This window comes from Larkinella harenae, assembly GCF_054780515.1.
Genome location: NZ_BAAGWE010000014.1, coordinates 20507 through 39117 on the forward strand (window position 1 = coordinate 20507; position 18611 = coordinate 39117).

The following is an 18611-nucleotide window of genomic DNA, read 5'->3' on the forward strand; positions in this document are numbered from 1 at the left end:
CGTCCGTTCATGCGTAACTGGTCGAAGGGTTTCAGCGTTTCCCCAACCAGTAGAAGAACAGGACAAGCAGGAGGAAACCAAACACCAGCAGCGCCACTTTCCAGGCTGACGCGGGCCGTTGGCCCGCAATCTGACCGGTTTGCCCATTGACCAGAAAACGGAATTGTTTGCCGTTGTAAACGTACATACAAATCCAGAGCGGCAGCAAGATATGCTTGAATGTCTGGTTTGTCAGCCTGGTATCGACATTTAGGTTTCGTTGCGTATCGCCCCCCATCTTCGATGCGCAGGCATTTTCTTCCCGATTTCGAATTTGCTCTTCGGCCTTACGCGCACTTTCCTGCAAATCGATGCTGTACACTTCAGCCTCCCAGCCCAGCATGATGCGAGGATCATAATCGACCACTTCCTGCAAATTAAACCGGCTGGCTTCCTGCACCTGGCTTTCCTGCGCCGACAACTTTCGGGACGCCATTTCGAGCAGATCGTCATAAAACGCTTCGTGGGAGCCACTGCGGTATTCCCACCGAACCCGTTGTTGTTGCTGCGTTACCAGTTTTCCGTTGGCATCGCGCACCTGCACCGGCACGTAGTAGTAGAAACCGGCTTCGCCCGAGTAGGTCGAATAGGCCTGCGCATCAAATGTCCAGAACGGAATGTAAATACCGTGCAGGTTGTCGAGCCTCGCTCCAGCAGCCAGATCCGAGGGTGCCAGCCAGCTGTCGCCCACCCAATGCTTGAACCGTTGCAACGCCTGCTCCTTCGCAATCCGGAACGGCAGCACGCCCGCCGGTTCGATCAGACGGGTTTTCTGGGCATCGGGGTTAACGTTTTTGGAACCGCAGAAGGCACAGGTAATGGTCGGAGTATCGAAATTGACGGTGGTCTTGGCTCCGCAGCTCTGGCAGGTAAACAGGCGTTTTTCTTCCGTTGGCGCATTTAGTAGCTGACGGTCTTCCACCCGAAAAGCGAGCGGACTCTCGTGCAGATTATTTTTCGTAAACGTAATGTCTTCGGTATTACCACAATAGTCACAACTCAGTTTCTGTTTCTCGGCCGAAAACTTCAACTGCGCTCCGCAGGTTTTGCACGGAGCCCGTACCAGGTCTGAAAGTTCTGATGGGGATTGCATTGAGCAGGAAAAAGGAGGAGGGGAAAAAGGAAGAAGCGGCAAACGGATGGGCAGAAATGTCCTTCTTAGTTCCCTTCCTTCTTTTTCCCCACTTTTATAATCTGGCTAACAATTCGGCTTTTTTGGCATTAAACTCTTCGTCGGTCAGAATTCCGGCGGCTTTTAATTCACCGAGTTGCTTAAGCAGATTCATCACTTCCGCTTTGTCTTCTTTTGGTGCTTGCTGAGGAGCGTTGGCGGCATTGGTGTTCTGCATGAAATTACCCAATCCACCCAGCAATACGGCAGCCCCACCGGCGCCCCCACTTTGGGCGGCATCTTCGAGCGCTATCCCCGCCTGAAACTGCTGAAAACGGGCCATGTCGCCTACCATATTCATCTGAGTCGTTTTGTCCAGGAAGGCTTCCACTTCGGGCGGCAGGCTGGTGTTTTCGACGTAAAACTTCGTCAGTTCCAATCCATAACCTGTGAAATCATTCTGGAGCAAAGGCAACAGTTTGTCGCCAATCTCTTTGTAATTACGCGACAGGTCGTACACCGAAATTCCAGCTTCGCCAATCGTATCCGTGAAGTTGGTCACAATGGCCGACCGGAGTTGATCTTCCACATCGCTGATGCGGACAATGGGCGTAGTTCCCGCAAACTCTTTGATGAATTTGCCGCCGTCTGTTACCCGGAGTGCAAACACCCCAAATGCCCGGACACGCACCTGCTTCAGTTCCGGATCGCGGACGATGAACGGGTTTGGGGTCCCCCATTTCAGGTTGGTAAACTGCTTGGTCGAAACAAAATAAATATCGACTTTGAACGGCGACTCAAACCCCATTTTCCAGGAACGCAGGGTGGTCATGATCGGCATGTTCTGCGTGGTCAGTTCGTAACGGCCCGGTTGGTAGACATCCGCAATCCGCCCTTCGTTCATAAAAACCGCCACCTGCGATTCACGCACCGTCAGTTGCGCTCCGTATTTGATGTTGTTGCCATTGTCCGGAAATTTCCAGATAACGGTATCATTCGAGGTATCGACCCAGTCGATAACTTCAATAAACTCATTCCGGATGAAATCAAAAAGTCCCATGTTCTTGTTTTCGCCCGCCCGTAGACGGTACGTTTTGCAGGATTTTAAAGGTTTCTATACCCAATTCTACACAAAAAAAACGAACCCAGCCAGATTCGTTTTTTTGAACGGTTTGATGAACGGTCAAACGTACCCATTTTTAGAGAGACGGTTTTTGCGCAAACTGGTAGGCCACTTAGTTTCGTTCAGCTACCTCCTGCGGTATTTTGTTTACCAGTTTATTGATTTTGCCTTTTTGTTTAATCAGGTCGAAGGAATCGTACAACTCACCAGTGGCCGTGTACGATTCAAAATTCAGTTTATCCCCCTCAATGGTCACCACGTGGTACAATTGCGTATAAATGGCCGACCGATCCATCCAGGGCAACTTGGCCACATTAGAATCCGTCATTTTAGGGCCACTTACCGAGACGACGTACATCGTCCCTGAAACGGCTCCGGCCTGCTGCATCGGAATTTTAGCCATTCCGCGGGCATAGGTGTGGTCATGCCCCTGCAAAACCAGGTCCACTTTGTATTTATCAAAAAGAGGCTTGAACGCTTCCCGCAAGCGCTTGTTGTCGCGCGTGCTTTTGGGGGAATACACCGGGTGGTGGAACGTGATACAGGTCCAGCGCGATGGGTTGTTTTGCAAGACTTTTTCCAGCCAGACCGTTTGTTTCGTCAGGTATTCGTCCGACTCTTCGATCTGGTCGGAATTGAGCGAAATAAACCGCACGCCCTGAATGTCGGTGTAGTAGCAGGTTTCTTCCAAACCCGCCGGACCGTTTTCGGGCAACGTAAACTGCGGACGCCAGAAAACAGACGTGGTATTTTTTCCATCGGGGCCATCGAAATGATCGTGGTTACCGGGCGTCGGGAAAGCCGGAATCATGCTGTGCATAAACGATCCGGCGGCAAACCAGTCGCCCCACTCCACATCCCGGTTGGCTTTGTTGATCAAATCACCTGCATACATCATGAGCCGCGCATCCGGCGCTTTGGCAAACGCTTCCCGAATCACCCGCGACCACATGGAGCGGATGTTGACCTGCACGTCACCGAAATAAATGAATGACATTTTTTCGCCCGGTTTTCCGGCCGTCGTGAAGTGAAACCATTCGCTCCACTGCGTTCCCTGCCCGACGCGGTAGGCGTATTTGGTGGCCGGTTGCAGGTTTTCAAAAATCACGGAGTGGTAATTGGCCGTTGGCGTACCTTCCCAGGCTAATCGTTCGGTCCGGGCGGTCAGCCGTTTGGCTTTGGCCACAAACCGCGGATCGGCCTCGGCCACGGCAATTTCGGCGTAGCTTTCCGTGACGGTTTCGGCCGTTCGCCAGTTGGCCGCCACCGACGTAGCGGGATCAACCGTTACGTTGAGAATAATCCGGTCTGGCATCGATGACGGCAAGTACGGATTATCGGGCGTCTGCGCCACCGAAACGATACGGGCCAATATCAAAACCGTAAGCAGGGCTTCTTTGCCCAAAACAGACAAAAACAGAACTTGTAAACGACTCAAAACCATCGAATAAATGCGTTAAGAAGCTCGCTGAATCCGGGAAGTCAAACGGCTCATCACCCTCAACTTCCCGGTCAACGTGGATTTGGGTTAGCTAAACTAGACAGCTATAGTACGGTATTAGGGGGCGGATCGGGCTACTTCTCGTTCCTAATTTTATGAACATAATGTCCTCAACGGTTTTTTAACCGGCTGGGAATCAAAAAAAGTCCAGAACTATGACGTTCTGGACTGATTCTCATTCCGGTTTTTCCATCTGTCAAGGCTATGTTAGACCTGGCAGGGGTTCAAGATAGGGATTCTGCCTATGTGTTTATTTCGCCCGCACATACTGCGCCGGCCAGTCGGTCTCGGCGCCCAACTGCTTAGCGGCATGCAACGGAAAGTAGGGATCGCGCAGGAGTTCGCGGGCCATCAACACCAGGTCAGCCTGCCCGCTGGTTATGATTTCGTTGGCGTGTTCAGCCGTGGTGATCAGGCCAACCGCGCCGGTCATAATGCCACTTTCTTTTTTTACTTTTTCGGCAAACTGCACCTGATAGCCCGGTCCGAGCGGAATTTTGGCCCCTGCCACATTGCCACCCGTCGAACAGTCGATCAAATCCACGCCTTTGTCTTTTAAGATGGTTGACAGCGCTACAGAATCCTCCTCGGTCCAGCCGCCTTCTGTCCAGTCGGTTGCCGAGATGCGAACAAACAGCGGATTCTCCGGTGGCCAGACGGCTTGAACCCGTTCAATCAGCTCGAGTAAAATTCGAATGCGGTTTTCAAATGACCCGCCGTACTGATCCGTCCGCTGATTGCTCAGGGGCGACAGAAATTCGTGGATCAAATAGCCATGGGCGGCATGCAATTCCAGAACTTTAAAACCGGCCTCCAGCGCCCGCCGGGTGGCAGCGACAAAATCCACCAGTACCTTTTCGATGCCATCGAGCGTCAATTCTTCCGGCTCCGGTTCCGACGGTGTAAATGGAATAGAACTAGGCGCAACGGTCTGCCAGCCCCGGTCGGTGTCAGACGCAATAAATTTTCCGCCGTCCCAGGGCCGCTGATGGCTCGCTTTCCGGCCTGCGTGGGCCAGCTGAATGCCGGGAACCGTTCCGTGGGCTTCCAGAAAAGCCGTAATGCGTTTCAGAAACGGCAGGTGTTCGTCCTTCCAGATACCCAGATCGTGGGGCGAAATACGTCCTTCCGGCGAAACCGCCGTGGCCTCGGTAATCACTAAACCCGCCCCGCCAACGGCCCGGCTTCCCAGATGAACCAGGTGCCAATCATTGGCAAAACCGTCTTCACTAGAATATTGGCACATGGGCGAAACGGCGATTCGGTTCTTGAAACGGACACTTCGTATGGTCAGTGGACTGAATAAGTCAGGCATATAATTGCAAAAGGGATGTGCTTTGGTAACCACCAGTCATCCAAAGGAGTTCGAAAAATCGGCGACTTTTCGGAAGGCTATAACCCGGTTGAAAGCCGCCCGATTTAAATCATAGAAATTACAACAGAGAAAGAGGGCGCTGTAAAACATCGGATTGGATGTGATCATCCGCCAGCAAGTCATGCTCGGTGTGGGTTCGTAAGCGCTGGGCGGTTGCAATCATCTCATTGCCATATTTGCCCTGTTCTTGAAGCGATAGCTGGTCAAATTGCTGCTGACGGGTTGCATCCCAATAAAACAGCTCGGTTTTGGCGTCGTAAATCCCAACGGGTGTTTTCTTTTTCTTACTGTATAACTGCCGCAAAATAAGAGTAGCCTGAGAATGAGTATCACAAAGAATATGGTAATACTGTTTTTTAGACTGATAAATCACAGAAAATCGGCTCATCGTGATGAAGTTTCGTGAAAAAATAGAGTGCAGACACCGGATTAGCTTTCAGACTTGATATAGAATCAACTCATCAATGCCAAAAAGAGACGCACTGTTTTTCCGGAATCATGTCAGCCGCGGTTTATCCCGGGAGGCTAAAAGAGACAAGTGTTTTTGAATTAAAATAAGACAACCTTGCCTCTACATGTAGCTTAAAGAACAAATACATTAAAACAACGTTCAGACTAACAGCACATTATTGAAAACTTACAAAAACCGCTTACAATATTTAAATTGAAAAAATGTAACTATTTCTCGTCATACAAACCGTTTAATTAAGTACAAATTACTTACTTCCGACAACCAGCCATTGATAACTGTCGGGCTCCAAATCAACGGTTAGCGTTACCTCCTGTTGCTGGTTCATGGGATAGGCTTGCGACTGGCCCTCCCCCACGCGAATCGAAGCCGTTTTTTGAAGACCCGTGTAATAAAGCGGCAGTTTGATGGTTCGCCGAACAGGTGTTTTTAACGGATTGTACAGCATGACCAGGGCTTTTTCGGGCAACAACGGATTCACGTGCATGATACCGTCCCAATCGCGCCCGTCGGGTCGTCGGAGGTGAACGATGTCGGAATTAAGAATCGACCGGTATTTTTTGTACCAGCCAACAACCTGCTTAACGGTTTGCTTCGTTTCTTCCGTATCGTACAACCGCGGCCCCCGGTAACACGCCTGAATGCCCGCGCCGTAGTATTGCATCATCAGCTGCTCATAGTCATTCCGGTGTTCGCTGAGTGGCTCGAGCACCGCTTCGGGCCCTCCACCCTGGTACTTCGTCAGCGGCACAAAACCCCAGCCCATCGACGGCGTTTTTTCCCAGGTTCCATCGTAAATATTCTGCCGGTTCAGAATTTTCTGCTGCTCCCGCGACAGCGAAAAGTTTACTTCGCGGTAGCCCAGGCCAATTTTATGTGTACCATCCATAAAATACCAGTCCGGCGCGTTGATATAAACCCCTTTTTCACTCAAAAACCGATACAATCCTTTTTGCATTTCCATCTGGACCCACTGCGAATCATTCAGTCCTTTGTGGCCGGGGTGTTTTACCGAAGCGCAAACATCGCCCGGATACGGCCCATCGTGTTCGAGCAGGTCAAAACCCGTTTCGGTCATGAATTTCCGGAGTTTATTCACGTACGCAATGCCCCAGGCACTGGCCAGACAGGGGGCGTGACCGAAAAAAGCGCCTTTATTTGGCAATCCGGTTTTAGGATCGATCACATCGGTTTCGTCGTCGATTCGGCGGCTACTGAACAGCGAATAGCCGCCCAGTTTTATTTTTTTGCTGTGGGCATAATCGGCCAGTTCTTTGAACTTCCGGATATTGTCCGGGCTGTCGTCCTCCATATTCAGGCCACTGCCAAAACTCAGAATCACCATTTCGTAACCCGTTTCGGCACATTGATCGATAACGTTTCGAACCACCGCCGGATCGGTACTGACGAGGTGCATGAAGATCGGGTTCTGCGTGGTCCAGGGTGCCACGGTTCGGTAAAATTGGCGCCGGGCCAGCCCATTCCGCTCGCGGTCGTACGAATCCAGCAACAGTTCATACGTTCGAATCGAGGTGAACGATTGGTTCGGTTCCAGCTCAATACCCACGCCCAGGGTTGGATATACTTCCAGCAGACAGGGGGTTTGAAAATCGTAATTTACCTGTGAGGTATATAGGGAATCGGTTTTCCAGTGCGATGCCTGATCGGACAGCTCATACCGCATGGCGTTATTGAAGGCGAAGTTGTTTTCGATGTAAATCCGCTGCGGTTTTTTCATCTGGTCGGGCTTACCGACCACCGCCGATTCTTCCTCAGGGGTTGCCAGAATTTCGTTGATAACCTGATCGATGTGCAAGGGCTTCCCGCTTTTATTGTCGATTGTTATCCATTTAGACAAGGTCGGGATGCGGTCGTAAAGCGCGTAGTGCACCACCACCTCAACCCCTTTCAGCTCGGGTAATGGGGAGGAAAAAACCAGTCTCAACTCCTGCCCCGTCGGCTGGTTCTGATTCATTGCCCAGTTGCGAGCTTGCCAGTTGAGAATCGGATTGAGGGACGAAAGATGAAAGCGTTGGTACCGAAAATCGGAAGCGTTTGTAGTAAAACCGTCGATCCATTCTTCCTTCAGATAGGCGTGTTCTTTCTGCCCATCCAGCCCCCCCACCCGATACCGTTTTCCGTTCAGAACAACCACCGCTTCCGGCTTGACCGACCGGATAAATTGTTCGTTGGTAGTCAGATTCCGGTAATCAATCGTTGCCAGATTGGGAGAAATTCGAAACCGTCGGAGCAGCAAGCCATTCGACAAGACTAACTCTTTGTCCTGATTGGTGCGATAAACACCCGCTTTCTGTGCAACCGGCGTTACGAGCCAGTCGCCCGAGAAAACGGCAGGACGATAAACCGGCAGGGAAGACAATTGGGCGCGACCAGAAGTGGTCAGCAAGCAAAACAGCAGGCAGACTCGGAAAGTCATGGGAATGAGGGTTTGGGGAGTGGGCAAATTACCTTTTTTTAGTCATTTGCCCACTCCCCAAACCTTCACTACCGACCGATAATCTTGATCAACGACCCACGTGTAACTTTATCGTCGGTTTTCATGCTATTCAGTACGCCCAGTTCTTCGATCCGATTGGATGGCATTCCCAGGCTTTGCATTACTTCTTTAAATGAGCCGTCGCGCGAAACCGTCCGAACCTGAACCCGTTCTGGTTTGCGGTTAATTTTTTCCTGATCCGTCAGTGCCCGAAAATTGTTGGCTACGGGCTCGAACGTGCGGTAGGCTCCCTGAAAATCACCAGCGGCTGACAATCCGTGCAGGGCGTAAATGGCCTTGTTGTACTGAATCAGCCAGGTTCCCAGCTGAAGTACGGACTTGGGATCCTGCTGCTGCGTTTGCTCCTGTTGTTGTTGCGGCTGCTGCTGTGAAATCATAACCAGCGCCGGATTGCCATTGATCGTGGTGCGACCACTTTCGAGTACTTTCAGCCCCAGTTGCTGCACCAGCGTTTGCGAAGCCTCTTCGAGGGTGTTCCCTTTGGCCAGCATCAGAATCATGGCCGACTTGCCATCCTTGGCCGCCATCTGAAATTGCGAGGGAGAGTTCTGATGCTGCCAGCCTTTCGGAACCGGAAACTGAAACCGCAGCTCCGGGTGATAAAACATATCATTTTCGACAAATCCCTGCCGGGGATCGTCGCCGTACAAAATACCGTCGATCATGCGCAGGTACCGATCCCGCTCGATCTGATAAGTGCCTTTGTTCTGCTGTTGGTAGGCCGTTGCCATTTCCTTGACCTTTGCATTCCGATTGGCCGGATCCGGGTGCGTAGAAAGGAAGTCGGGTACCTGCTGGCCGGCATTATCCGAAATGCGTTTGATAGTCGAGAAAAAATTAGCCATCTGACGAGCATCATACCCGATTTTACTCGAATATTCCACCCCAATTTTGTCCGATTCAGACTCGTGATCCCGGCTGTATTTTAGCAAAAAAAGCCCTAATCCCTGTTGCAGTGCTTCGATGCTTTGCCCGAGTTGTGGCACCAGAATAGCGCCACCGATGACGCCGATCGTGCCCAGCAACTGGCTGGTTTGCTGGCGGGCCGAGTGCCGGGCTGTAATGTGTCCAATTTCGTGCCCAAGCACCCCGGCAAACTCCGCTTCGTTGTTGAAGTGAGCCATGATTCCGCGCGTGAAGTACACGTACCCACCCGGCACCGCAAACGCGTTTACGACTGGCGAGTCAACAATATAGAACTGGTAAGGCAGATCCGGGCGGTGCGATATTCGGGCCATCGCCTTGCCTTTTTCGTTGATAAAATCATTCAGTTTTTTGTCTTCATACAGCCCCATCGTGGCTACTACCGACGGATGGGATTCTTTGCCCAAGGCAATTTCCTGTTCGGTTGACATCAGCGATAGTTCGCGCTTTCCCGTTACTGGATTACGGGAACAAGCCGACAGCCCGAAAAGGGTAGCCAAAACAAACGTACGAAACAAGGCAGAATTGGTACACATAGTGTGAGATGGTATACGTTTTTTCGTATGAACTAACAACATCCCCCCTTTTGTTTGGGGATTATAAGTACGGTCATTTTCTCATATGACCGGGAGAAAGCAAATTAGGCAATAAATTTGCTAAGATTTAAACAGTACCTGCCCGTTTCGTTTAGTACACAATTGCTATTAACACCTGAGTCATGAAATTCATTTTCCTGTACACCCTTTCTCTGTTTCTGTCCGTTGAAGTCTATTCACAGTCAAAAACCGTAAAGAAAACCGCTGCTCAACCCGCTGCGGGCGGTTATACGATTACGGGCTCACTGAAAAACGCGGCCAATCGCAAGATCATTTTAACGGAAAACTCGTTCTACAAAAGCAGGCAGCAATCGGATACCACTGTTGCCAATGCCAAAGGTCAATTTACGTTCAAAGGCAAGTTAGACGAAGTTGCCTTTTTTGGTATTAGCGTCGATGGAAAGCCGGGCAAGCAGTTTTTCTACCTCGAAAATTCGCCCATTACCATTCGGGGCAACGCGGATTCGCTTTTCGCCGTTACCGTGACCGGATCAAAGGAGGAAAACCTGCGGAAACAGCTGGAAAAAATGATGATGGATACGGCTGTTGTGAATCGGTACAAACGCGCCGAAGCCCGCTATGGAAGCGCCAAAGCCGCTAACGATGTCAATGCCATGCAATCGGCAACTAAAGACCGGGAAGAAGCCGTCAAACAAGACCTGGTTCGCTTCAAAAATTTTATTTCCGCCCATCCCAATCAGGCCGCCAGCGTCAATGTCCTGGGGGTTTTGCTGAGCCTGAACGACCTGGCGGGAGCCGACAGTATGCTGACCAAGCTGGAAACGGCACAAATCGGCAAATCATTGCAAGCCAAATACTTCCGTCAGCAGATCGACATGATGAGTCGGTTGAACATCGGTAAGATGGCACCCGAATTTGCCCAGGCCGACACCGTGGGCAACATTATAAAACTGTCGTCGTTCAAAGGCAAATACGTTCTGATTGACTTCTGGGCAAGCTGGTGTGGCCCCTGCCGTGAGGAAAACCCGAATCTGGTTAAAACCTTCCATACGTTTAAGAACAAAAACTTCACCATTTTCTCGGTCTCACTCGATAACAGCCGGCAGAACTGGCTGAATGCCATTCAGAAAGACAAATTAGACTGGTCGCATGTGAGTGATCTGAAAGGCTGGAAAAATGAAGTGGCCCAGCAATACGGCATCAACAGTGTTCCGGCAAATTTACTGATTGACCCAACCGGCAAAATCATCGCCCGAAACCTGCGGGGTGACGATCTAAGCAAGACCATCAGAGAGCTGATTCCGTAAATGACCACCCACGCCAGCTCCCTTTTACCGCTTTACCGGCAGGTAAATATGAAACGTGGCGCCTTTGTTTAATTCACTTTCGGCGGTGATTTTGCCCGAATGGTTTTCCACAATCTTTCGGCAGAGCGCCAGCCCAATGCCGGTTCCGCTGTAGGATCGGGCGTGATTCAGGCGCTGAAAAATGGTAAAAACCCGCTCGGCATATTCCTGTTCAAAACCGATCCCATTATCTTTCACCTGAATATGAACGTACGGCAGTTCCGGCTTCAATCCCGGTAGCTGCGTCAGGTCATCAGGCCGCACGGTTTGAGCCGTGATTTCGATCACGGGTTCCTGACTGGAAAACTTCAGGGAATTCCCGACCAGGTTGGAAAAAAGCTGGTTCAGGTGCATCGGAATGCCTTCAATGACCGGCAACTCCGGGCGACGAATGATTGCCCGTTTTTGCTCAATCAGCAGTTCATAATCCGACTCAACGCCCGTCAGAATCTGGTTCAGATCCGTTGCGATAAAGCGATCAGCCGTTTGGGATAAGCGGGAATAATTAAGCACCGATTTGATCAGGTCACCCATGCGCTGGGCAGAAGTGCTGATTTTGGCCAGGTACTGCTCCGACAGCTGCCGATCCGTCAAGTTCAAAGAAAGTAGTTCGGAAAACGACTGAATTTTGCGCAACGGCTCCTGCAAATCGTGGCTGGCAATGTAAGCAAACTGCTCCAGTTCACGGTTGGTCTTAATCAGCTCCTGATTGCTGTTGTGTAATTCGTGCGTACGCAGCTGAACCATCTGCTCCAGCTCGTCCGCCATCTTCTTCTGGTCGTCGATATCAGTGCTCGTGCCAATCCACCATTGAATCGCATCGTTGTTATTCTTCATTGGTACAGCCCGACTCAGCTGCCAGCGGTATTCTCCATCATGACGCCGAAAACGGTGCTGAAACACAAACCGTTCGCCCTTTTTTATGCTGTTCATCCAGGCCTCGGCGGTGGTCTGCCGTTCGTCGGGGTGCACCAGTCGGCGCCAGCCATTTTGCTGCACTTCTTCCGTAGACAAACCGGAAAAATTGTAAACCGACTGGTTGAAATACGTCAACTCGCCCGATGGCTGGGCTGCCCAGACAAATTGCGGCATAAAATCAGCCAGCAGCCGAAATTGCTCCCGGCTTTCTTCCAGCGCTTTCTGCGCGGCCATTTCAGGCCGCAAATCCCGCATGACGGCACCCACTGCCAGCGGCAAGCCCGTGGTTCGGTCGTCAATCCGTAAGCAATTGTTGTAGAGGGGAATGGTTTCGCCGGTGTTCCTATTACGGGCCGCAAACTGCCCGGACCAACGACCGGTTTCCATCACCGAGGGAATGATTTCCGAGCTGACAAAATCAAACTGCTCGGGTGTGTGTAAATCCGTTATGGGAATCAGCGACACGTCCTGGTCATCATCAACGCCCAGCAACCGTTTTCCGGCTTTGTTGATATACGTATTTTTTCCGTCCAGCCCCAGCACCGACATCAGATCAACGCTGTTCTCCACCAGGGTCATCAGTTTTTGTTGCTCTTCGCGGGCGTGAATCTCCTCCGTGCAATCCTGCAAAGTACCATTAAACCGATAGGCAACCCCCGACTCGTCAAAAAAGGCGCGCCCTTTCGCCCGAACCGGTCGCGCTCGCTGGTCCACCGGATTAATAATGGTGTATTCTATATCATAGTAACCACCGGAAGAAGGCTGCAGAGCGGTTTGAATGGCCTCCGTCACCCGTTGCCGGTCTTTTTCGGCAATGGAAGCCAGCGCCAGGGGCAGGTAAATTTCCTGTTCGGGGCCGAGTCCAAACCACGACTTGAGCCGGTTGTTGCCCGTAAAGCGATTCGTTGCCGGATCAAGGTCCCAGGTGCCGAGCTCAGCCGCTTCGATGGCAAACATCAACTGATCCTTGCTTTCTTCCAGGCTCTTCAAGTTGATTACCTTTTCGGTGGTTTCCGTACAGGTAACGAACACCCCACCAACTTCTCCTGACTCGTCGTGTACCGGGCTGTAGCTGAACGTCCAGTAAACATCTTCGACCTGGCCATTGCGGTAAATCGGCAATAACTGGTCTTCGCTCCAACTGGCTTCACCGCCCGCCATGACCTGGTCAATCAACGGTTTTATATCCGCCCAGATTTCGGGCCAGATCAAATCACCTCGTTGCCCCAGCGCCATCGGGTGTTTGCCACTGACGCCCAGACTTGGCCGGTAGGCGTCGTTGTAAAAACAGAGCAGATCCGGTCCCCAGAACAAAAACATGGGAAATCTTGAATGCAGCACAATACTGAGCGTAGTGCGCAGGCTCTGGGGCCAGTTTTCAATGGTGCCCAACGGACTTTCGGACCAGTCAGTGGTGCGGATCAACTGCCCCATTTCGCCCCCGTCGGCCAGGAATCGGTAGGTAGATTGCAGGGAATTCGTTTTCATGAAATGCAAACTCAAGCCATCGGCCGATCCAGCAGCAACTTCGACAAATGAGCTGTCAGGGTCGAAAGCAGCGGAGGTTTGGTCAAAAAGTCCGTAGCGCCCAGCTCTCTGGTTTCTACAATATCTTTTAGCTCCGAAGAAGTCGAATAAATAATAATCGGAATGTGTTCAATCCGGGCAATCTTCTTCAGCTCGACCAAACACTGCTTCCCATGCATCCGGGGCATGTTCAGGTCCAGAAAAATGTATTGCGGCCAAAAATTGTCATCCTGTTTCAGTTTTTGTAGCGCTTCCCGGCAATCATCGGCCACGACACAGGTCAGCGTCGGGTCCACTTTTTTTAAAGCCAGGGTAAACAGTTCCTGATCGTCTTCATCGTCGTCAATCAAAAAACAAGTCACCGATGCGTTCATGCAAGTAGATGGTAAGATGGGATAGGGTAATGCTTACGAAGGTATTAAATAGTATTGATGAAATGCGCGGCATCACTCATTTACCGAAAACTTTCTAACTTACCGACCCAACGCGTCGATGCGGGGATTTTTTCGTTAGGTAACCACTAGTTCCTTTACTCACTAACTTTATTTTTTACAAATGCACCTTCGATCACAAGAATGGTTTGGCCGCACCGGCAAAGACGGTTTTATTTATCGGGCCTGGATGAAAAACCAGGGATTCCCACACCATCTATTTGAAAGTAAGCCGGTTATCGGCATTTGCAATACATTTTCGGAACTTACTCCCTGCAATGCTCATTTCCGTGATCTGGCCGAAGCCGTCAAACGGGGTGTTTGGGAAGCGGGCGGTTTTCCGCTGGAATTTCCGGTAATGTCACTGGGCGAGTGCCAAATGAAACCGACCACCATGCTGTTTCGAAACCTGGCCAGCATGGATGTGGAAGAATCAATTCGGGGCAATTCGATGGATGCGGTCGTGTTGCTGTGCGGTTGCGATAAAACCACCCCGTCGCTGGTGATGGGCGCTTGCAGTGTTGATCTGCCGACGCTGGTGGTATCGGGTGGACCAATGCTCGCGGGCAAATACAAAGGCCGAAACATCGGCACCTCCGACCTTTGGCGTTTTGCCGAAGCAAACAAAAAAGGCGAAATGTCGCAGGAAGAATTTGTAGCCGCCGAAGCTTGCATGGCCCGCAGCCAGGGCCACTGCGCCGTCATGGGTACGGCTTCCACCATGGCCGCAATGGTGGAGTCTCTAGGTCTGGCGTTGCCCGATAACGCAACCATTCCGGCGGCTGATTCGCGCCGAAAAGTGCTGGCCCACCTGGCCGGAATGCGGGCGGTTGAGCTGGCCCGGCAAGATATCCGCCCATCCCAGATTCTAACCCGCCAGGCATTTGAAAATGCGATTATGGTCAATGCCGCTTTGGGCGGTTCTACCAACTTCATTCTTCACCTCACCGCCATCGCAGGCCGTATGGGCGTAGAATTGTCAATCGATGATTTCGATCAGTTGTCAGCTCAAATACCGTTGCTGGCCAACTTACAGCCGTCGGGCGAACATTTTGTGGAAGATTTGTTCTACGCCGGTGGCCTGCCCGCCATCATCAGAGAGCTGCAATCGTTTTTGCACAACGATGCCATGACCATCAACGGCCGGACGCTGGGCGAAAATTGCGCCAACGCCGAATGCTACAACCGCGATGTTATTGCGTCGGTGGCCGAACCGTTCAAGCCCGAATCGGGCGTAGCGGTTTTACGCGGAAACCTCTGCCCGAACGGGGCCGTGTTAAAACCGTCGGCGGCCAGCCCGGAACTCATGCAGCATACGGGTCGCGCGGTGGTTTTTGAGAACATCGACGATTACAAAAAGCGCGTCGATGATCCGGATCTGGATGTAGACCCCTCCTGCGTGCTGGTACTGAAGAACGTGGGGCCCAAAGGCTATCCGGGGATGCCGGAAGTAGGCAATATGCAGCTCCCGGCCAAAGTGCTGGCGCAGGGCGTTCATGACATGGTCCGGATTTCGGACGGCCGCATGAGTGGCACGGGGTTCGGCACAGTGGTGCTCCACGTTTCGCCGGAAGCCGCCGTTGGCGGCAACCTGGCGCTGGTGCAGGATGGCGATATGATTACATTGGATGTTGACAAACGGCTTTTGCACCTGCACGTCGACGAGGAAGAACTGGCTCGCCGACTGGCGCACTTCAAACCGATTGATCTGGGGTACGACCGTGGGTATACGCGAATGTACATTCGTCACGTCCTACAAGCCCACGAAGGAGCCGATTTTGATTTTCTGCAAGGCTGCTCAGGGCCGGTGGTGAAGCGGGATTCGCATTAAACGTACCCGCGGACTTTAGTCTGTGATAGATCTGGATACCTGGATGATTCAGCATCTCATGGACTAAAGTCCGCGGGTACATTTACACTCCTTCGGCTACTTTCTTCATTTTCTCCAACCCTGTTTTGGTTACGGCCAGTGCATCCTGCGCGTAGTAACTTTTGTTGAAGAGCTCCAGCGACAGCACAATGGTTTTGCCGGGGGTTTTGATCTGCTTGAGCGTCTCACGAACCGGCCCCACCCCATCGCCGGGATACACGCGGTCGGCATCGCCAATCGTTTCGCGGGGCGGGTTAGTCGGGTAGTCATTCAGGTGGAAAATTTCAATCCCGGGTTTGCCAACCAGCGGTAAACTCGCCGGACTGGAACCGCCTTTGTAAAGGTGGTAGATATCCAGCAGAACCCGCGCCGACGGATGTCCGCTTTCAATGGCAACAAACATTACCTCACTCAGTTTATTCAGGTTCTTTGATCCCCCCCAGAGTTCGAGTTGGGGAACTACCCCAATTTTGTCACCCATTTCCAGGATGGTCCGGTAGCGTTCGGCGGCTTTTCGGAGATCCAGCCCGGGCTGTTGCGTGGCGCCCATCGGCGGAGCTGCTGTGCGTTTACAACCAATTTCGGCCAATAACTCCATTTCTTTTTTGAGCTGATCCACACCTTTGGTCCGGGTTGCATCGTCATCAACAATCCATTGGGCAAAACCGATGGCGTTTTCCACCTTCAGCCCCAGGTCGCCCAGCAACTTGCGAACATCGGCGGTAGTATGCGATTTCAGGTAATCCTGAAAGGAATTCATCCAGATTTCGACGTGCCGAAACCCGGCTTTGGAAGCCACTTCGAGTTCCTTTACAAAACCGAGATTCTGGCCGCGAATGGTACTTACGTTCAATGCATACGCAAACGGCGGAGGATCTTTAACAACTTGAGGGGCAGGATTAGCGGACATAGTAGTTGGTGCCAGAACGGCTCCACCAGTCGTGGCGGCTAAGGCAGCAAGAGTCTGACGACGGTTCATGAAAGGATGTTAGAATAGACGTTTGAGAGCGAAAAATACAGAATTATCTGAAAATCCGACAAAGGAAATGCAATCTACGACCAGAGTAATGCGCTAAAATGGTCTTGCGCTGTGGCCTTTTATCTCCCGTCTTTTGGCTACTGATACACCGCTTGCGCCAGTTCTTGCCATGATATCAGGCCGATGGCCAGTATAGCCAGCGCCAGTCCGATCTGGTTGACAACGAGCAATTTTTCGTTAAAAAAAAGCGCAGCTGTAACAGCCGCCACCAGAATAACACCAATGTTGTAAAGCGGGTATACAAAGGCCCCATTGCCGCCAAATTGGGATAGCGCCAGAAGCAGCGTGTAAAAACTCAAGAAGTTGGGGACTCCTAGCGTAACCGCTCCCAACACATTTCGAAACTCGAATTTCTCTTTTCCCTGAACAGCCCGAAAAGTCAGCATGACCAACCCGGCCAGCACCGCCCCCAGCACCATCGTCAACGTGACCTGTAAGGTGTTGTCGGCTGACGAAATGTACCGGATATTCATGTAATTGATCATGGTGTTGGTGGTTCCGTACAACAGAAAAACCGCAACCGGCAGCAAGGTAGCCCAACCGAACGTTTTGACGGTTTGTCCTTCTTCTTTTTTAAATGTACTCAGCCCAACGGCCACTACCGCCAGCACCAGCCCTATGTAATTGAAGGCATCAAAGGTTTTACCACCGGATTGAAACACAAACAGGCTAAAACAAACCGGCACCACCAGCGACATGTTATTGGCCAGCGATGTTGTTGTGATACCCATGCGCTGCGTTGAAATGCCGGACAGAATAAATGTTATGATAAACCCGACACCCAGCCCCAGGGCCAGCCAGGTCCAGGTTTGGGCCAAATCGATGGAAAACGGCTGATTACGTGGAAGCAGCAAAAAACCGGTCAGAAAGCATACCGGATAGTTGAAAACAATAGCCTGGAACGTATTGACCTGATAACGCGGAAAGATACGAAAGTTGAGCAGCAACACAACCGAAAGCACGATGCTCAGGCACAAAAACAGCATGGTAGAGGCAGTAGGAATAAGTTCAGGCCAAAGGTAGCAGTCTGGGCGGTTACATGGAACGCCGGTGCGGCAGATTCTCCTTCTTTTTGCGCAATTACCAAAGAGCCACTAAAACGATTTTTAGAATCAGGAAAGAAGCGCGATTCCCACGGACCGAAAGCTCGTTGCCGTTCAACCCTCCTGTTTTCCAGAAACAATAGCTTGTACAGACAGTTGATAAATAAGTAATCAACAAGCTCCCTGTTATGAAAAAGATAATGTTGCTGTCTGGATTGGTGCTGATCATCTGGAGTTGTTCGCCGGTTACGGTAGACTATAATTCAAAAGTTAATTTTAACAAATACAAAACCTACGCCTGGATGGATTCCGACGTACAGGCCGGTAAAAACCCGGCTTACTACAATGACCTCGCCACCCAGAATGTTGAAAATACCGTAGACGATAAATTAACGGAAAAAGGCCTGACCCGGAATGAATCCAAGCCGGATTTGCTCATTGGCTACCATTTCTTTGTGGAGAAGAAAACCCGGACCGTTAACGATCCTAACCCATTGTACGGCCCCTTTTACGGCTGGGGGCGCTGGGGCTGGCGCGGCTGGGGACCGGCCTGGTGGGGCTGGGGCGGAAACTCAACTCGCCAGGAACAGTACAATGAAGGAACCGTTGTGGTGGACATGGTCGATGCCAAAACCCGCAAACTAGTCTGGCGGGGCGCTGTCGAAAATGCCATCAACGAACCCACCCGAATTGCCAGCCAGTTACCCAAAGATATTGACCGAATCCTGGAAAAATACCCCGAACGGGGCCGGGCCAACCGGAAGGGATAAACCTGAAGAATAAAAAATGAGGAGCGATGAATGCGGGCGGTTTTAGTCCA

Annotated in this window: 14 protein-coding genes; 3 read left to right on the forward strand and 11 right to left on the reverse strand. The window is 51.4% G+C overall.

Going from position 1 to position 18611, the window contains the following annotated elements; genetic code table 11:
- Positions 1-31 precede the first annotated feature (31 nt).
- The 7 genes from ACYVH9_RS29405 to ACYVH9_RS29435 form a co-directional block, all read right to left on the reverse strand.
- On the reverse strand, positions 32-1132 hold the full coding sequence (locus ACYVH9_RS29405; protein WP_460640028.1) for a TFIIB-type zinc ribbon-containing protein: 1101 nt from the start codon (positions 1130-1132) through the stop codon (positions 32-34).
- A gap of 94 nt (positions 1133-1226) precedes the next feature.
- Entirely contained in the window at positions 1227-2210 is a 984-nt protein-coding gene (locus ACYVH9_RS29410; RefSeq protein ID WP_460640029.1) for an SPFH domain-containing protein, read from the reverse strand.
- A 175-nt stretch (positions 2211-2385) separates the two neighbouring features.
- The gene (locus ACYVH9_RS29415) at positions 2386-3711 is read right to left on the reverse strand and encodes a purple acid phosphatase family protein (protein WP_460640030.1); all 1326 of its coding nucleotides are present in this window, start codon (positions 3709-3711) and stop codon (positions 2386-2388) included.
- 313 nt (positions 3712-4024) lie between these two features.
- Positions 4025-5089, reverse strand: coding sequence for an NADH:flavin oxidoreductase/NADH oxidase (locus ACYVH9_RS29420; protein WP_460640031.1), 1065 nt, complete (start codon positions 5087-5089; stop codon positions 4025-4027).
- A gap of 118 nt (positions 5090-5207) precedes the next feature.
- Positions 5208-5537 carry a hypothetical protein gene (locus ACYVH9_RS29425; protein ID WP_460640032.1) on the reverse strand — a complete coding sequence of 110 codons (330 nt, stop codon included), beginning with the start codon at positions 5535-5537 and terminating at the stop codon, positions 5208-5210.
- 328 nt (positions 5538-5865) lie between these two features.
- Positions 5866-8055, reverse strand: a complete 2190-nt coding sequence (locus ACYVH9_RS29430) for an alpha-galactosidase (RefSeq protein ID WP_460640033.1) — start codon at positions 8053-8055, stop codon at positions 5866-5868.
- 68 nt (positions 8056-8123) lie between these two features.
- Complete coding sequence (locus ACYVH9_RS29435) at positions 8124-9596, reverse strand: M48 family metalloprotease (protein WP_460640034.1); 1473 nt, start codon at positions 9594-9596, stop codon at positions 8124-8126.
- 182 nt (positions 9597-9778) lie between these two features.
- Here ACYVH9_RS29435 and ACYVH9_RS29440 point away from each other — a divergent pair, with 182 nt between their 5' ends.
- On the forward strand, positions 9779-10924 hold the full coding sequence (locus ACYVH9_RS29440) for a redoxin domain-containing protein (protein WP_460640035.1): 1146 nt from the start codon (positions 9779-9781) through the stop codon (positions 10922-10924).
- 24 nt (positions 10925-10948) lie between these two features.
- Here ACYVH9_RS29440 and ACYVH9_RS29445 read toward each other — a convergent pair whose 3' ends face one another.
- Entirely contained in the window at positions 10949-13369 is a 2421-nt protein-coding gene (locus ACYVH9_RS29445) for a PAS domain-containing protein (RefSeq protein WP_460640036.1), read from the reverse strand.
- Between the two features lie 11 nt (positions 13370-13380).
- A complete protein-coding gene (locus tag ACYVH9_RS29450; RefSeq protein ID WP_460640037.1) occupies positions 13381-13782 on the reverse strand; it encodes a response regulator in 402 nt (133 codons plus the stop codon).
- A gap of 181 nt (positions 13783-13963) precedes the next feature.
- Here ACYVH9_RS29450 and ACYVH9_RS29455 point away from each other — a divergent pair, with 181 nt between their 5' ends.
- Positions 13964-15670 carry an IlvD/Edd family dehydratase gene (locus ACYVH9_RS29455; RefSeq protein WP_460640038.1) on the forward strand — a complete coding sequence of 569 codons (1707 nt, stop codon included), beginning with the start codon at positions 13964-13966 and terminating at the stop codon, positions 15668-15670.
- Between the two features lie 82 nt (positions 15671-15752).
- Here the strand turns inward: ACYVH9_RS29455 and ACYVH9_RS29460 are convergent, their stop codons facing one another.
- Together ACYVH9_RS29460 and ACYVH9_RS29465 are read right to left on the reverse strand one after the other, a co-directional pair.
- The gene (locus ACYVH9_RS29460) at positions 15753-16688 is read right to left on the reverse strand and encodes a sugar phosphate isomerase/epimerase family protein (RefSeq protein WP_460640039.1); all 936 of its coding nucleotides are present in this window, start codon (positions 16686-16688) and stop codon (positions 15753-15755) included.
- A 137-nt stretch (positions 16689-16825) separates the two neighbouring features.
- Entirely contained in the window at positions 16826-17734 is a 909-nt protein-coding gene (locus tag ACYVH9_RS29465) for an EamA/RhaT family transporter (RefSeq protein ID WP_460640040.1), read from the reverse strand.
- Positions 17735-17979: 245 nt separating this feature from the next.
- Here ACYVH9_RS29465 and ACYVH9_RS29470 point away from each other — a divergent pair, with 245 nt between their 5' ends.
- Positions 17980-18561 carry a DUF4136 domain-containing protein gene (locus tag ACYVH9_RS29470; protein WP_460640041.1) on the forward strand — a complete coding sequence of 194 codons (582 nt, stop codon included), beginning with the start codon at positions 17980-17982 and terminating at the stop codon, positions 18559-18561.
- Positions 18562-18611 lie beyond the last annotated feature (50 nt).

Excerpts from the sequence above, each read along its gene's own strand:
- ACYVH9_RS29405 (WP_460640028.1), bottom strand. The coding sequence starts at position 1,132 with ATGCAATCCCCATCAGAACTTTCAGACCTGGTACGGGCTCCGTGCAAA.
- ACYVH9_RS29410 (WP_460640029.1), bottom strand. The coding sequence starts at position 2,210 with ATGGGACTTTTTGATTTCATCCGGAATGAGTTTATTGAAGTTATCGAC.
- ACYVH9_RS29420 (WP_460640031.1), bottom strand. The coding sequence starts at position 5,089 with ATGCCTGACTTATTCAGTCCACTGACCATACGAAGTGTCCGTTTCAAG.
- ACYVH9_RS29425 (WP_460640032.1), bottom strand. The coding sequence starts at position 5,537 with ATGAGCCGATTTTCTGTGATTTATCAGTCTAAAAAACAGTATTACCAT.
- ACYVH9_RS29430 (WP_460640033.1), bottom strand. The coding sequence starts at position 8,055 with ATGACTTTCCGAGTCTGCCTGCTGTTTTGCTTGCTGACCACTTCTGGT.
- ACYVH9_RS29435 (WP_460640034.1), bottom strand. The coding sequence starts at position 9,596 with ATGTGTACCAATTCTGCCTTGTTTCGTACGTTTGTTTTGGCTACCCTT.
- ACYVH9_RS29440 (WP_460640035.1), top strand. The coding sequence starts at position 9,779 with ATGAAATTCATTTTCCTGTACACCCTTTCTCTGTTTCTGTCCGTTGAA.
- ACYVH9_RS29445 (WP_460640036.1), bottom strand. The coding sequence starts at position 13,369 with ATGAAAACGAATTCCCTGCAATCTACCTACCGATTCCTGGCCGACGGG.
- ACYVH9_RS29450 (WP_460640037.1), bottom strand. The coding sequence starts at position 13,782 with ATGAACGCATCGGTGACTTGTTTTTTGATTGACGACGATGAAGACGAT.
- ACYVH9_RS29455 (WP_460640038.1), top strand. The coding sequence starts at position 13,964 with ATGCACCTTCGATCACAAGAATGGTTTGGCCGCACCGGCAAAGACGGT.
- ACYVH9_RS29460 (WP_460640039.1), bottom strand. The coding sequence starts at position 16,688 with ATGAACCGTCGTCAGACTCTTGCTGCCTTAGCCGCCACGACTGGTGGA.
- ACYVH9_RS29465 (WP_460640040.1), bottom strand. The coding sequence starts at position 17,734 with ATGCTGTTTTTGTGCCTGAGCATCGTGCTTTCGGTTGTGTTGCTGCTC.
- ACYVH9_RS29470 (WP_460640041.1), top strand. The coding sequence starts at position 17,980 with ATGAAAAAGATAATGTTGCTGTCTGGATTGGTGCTGATCATCTGGAGT.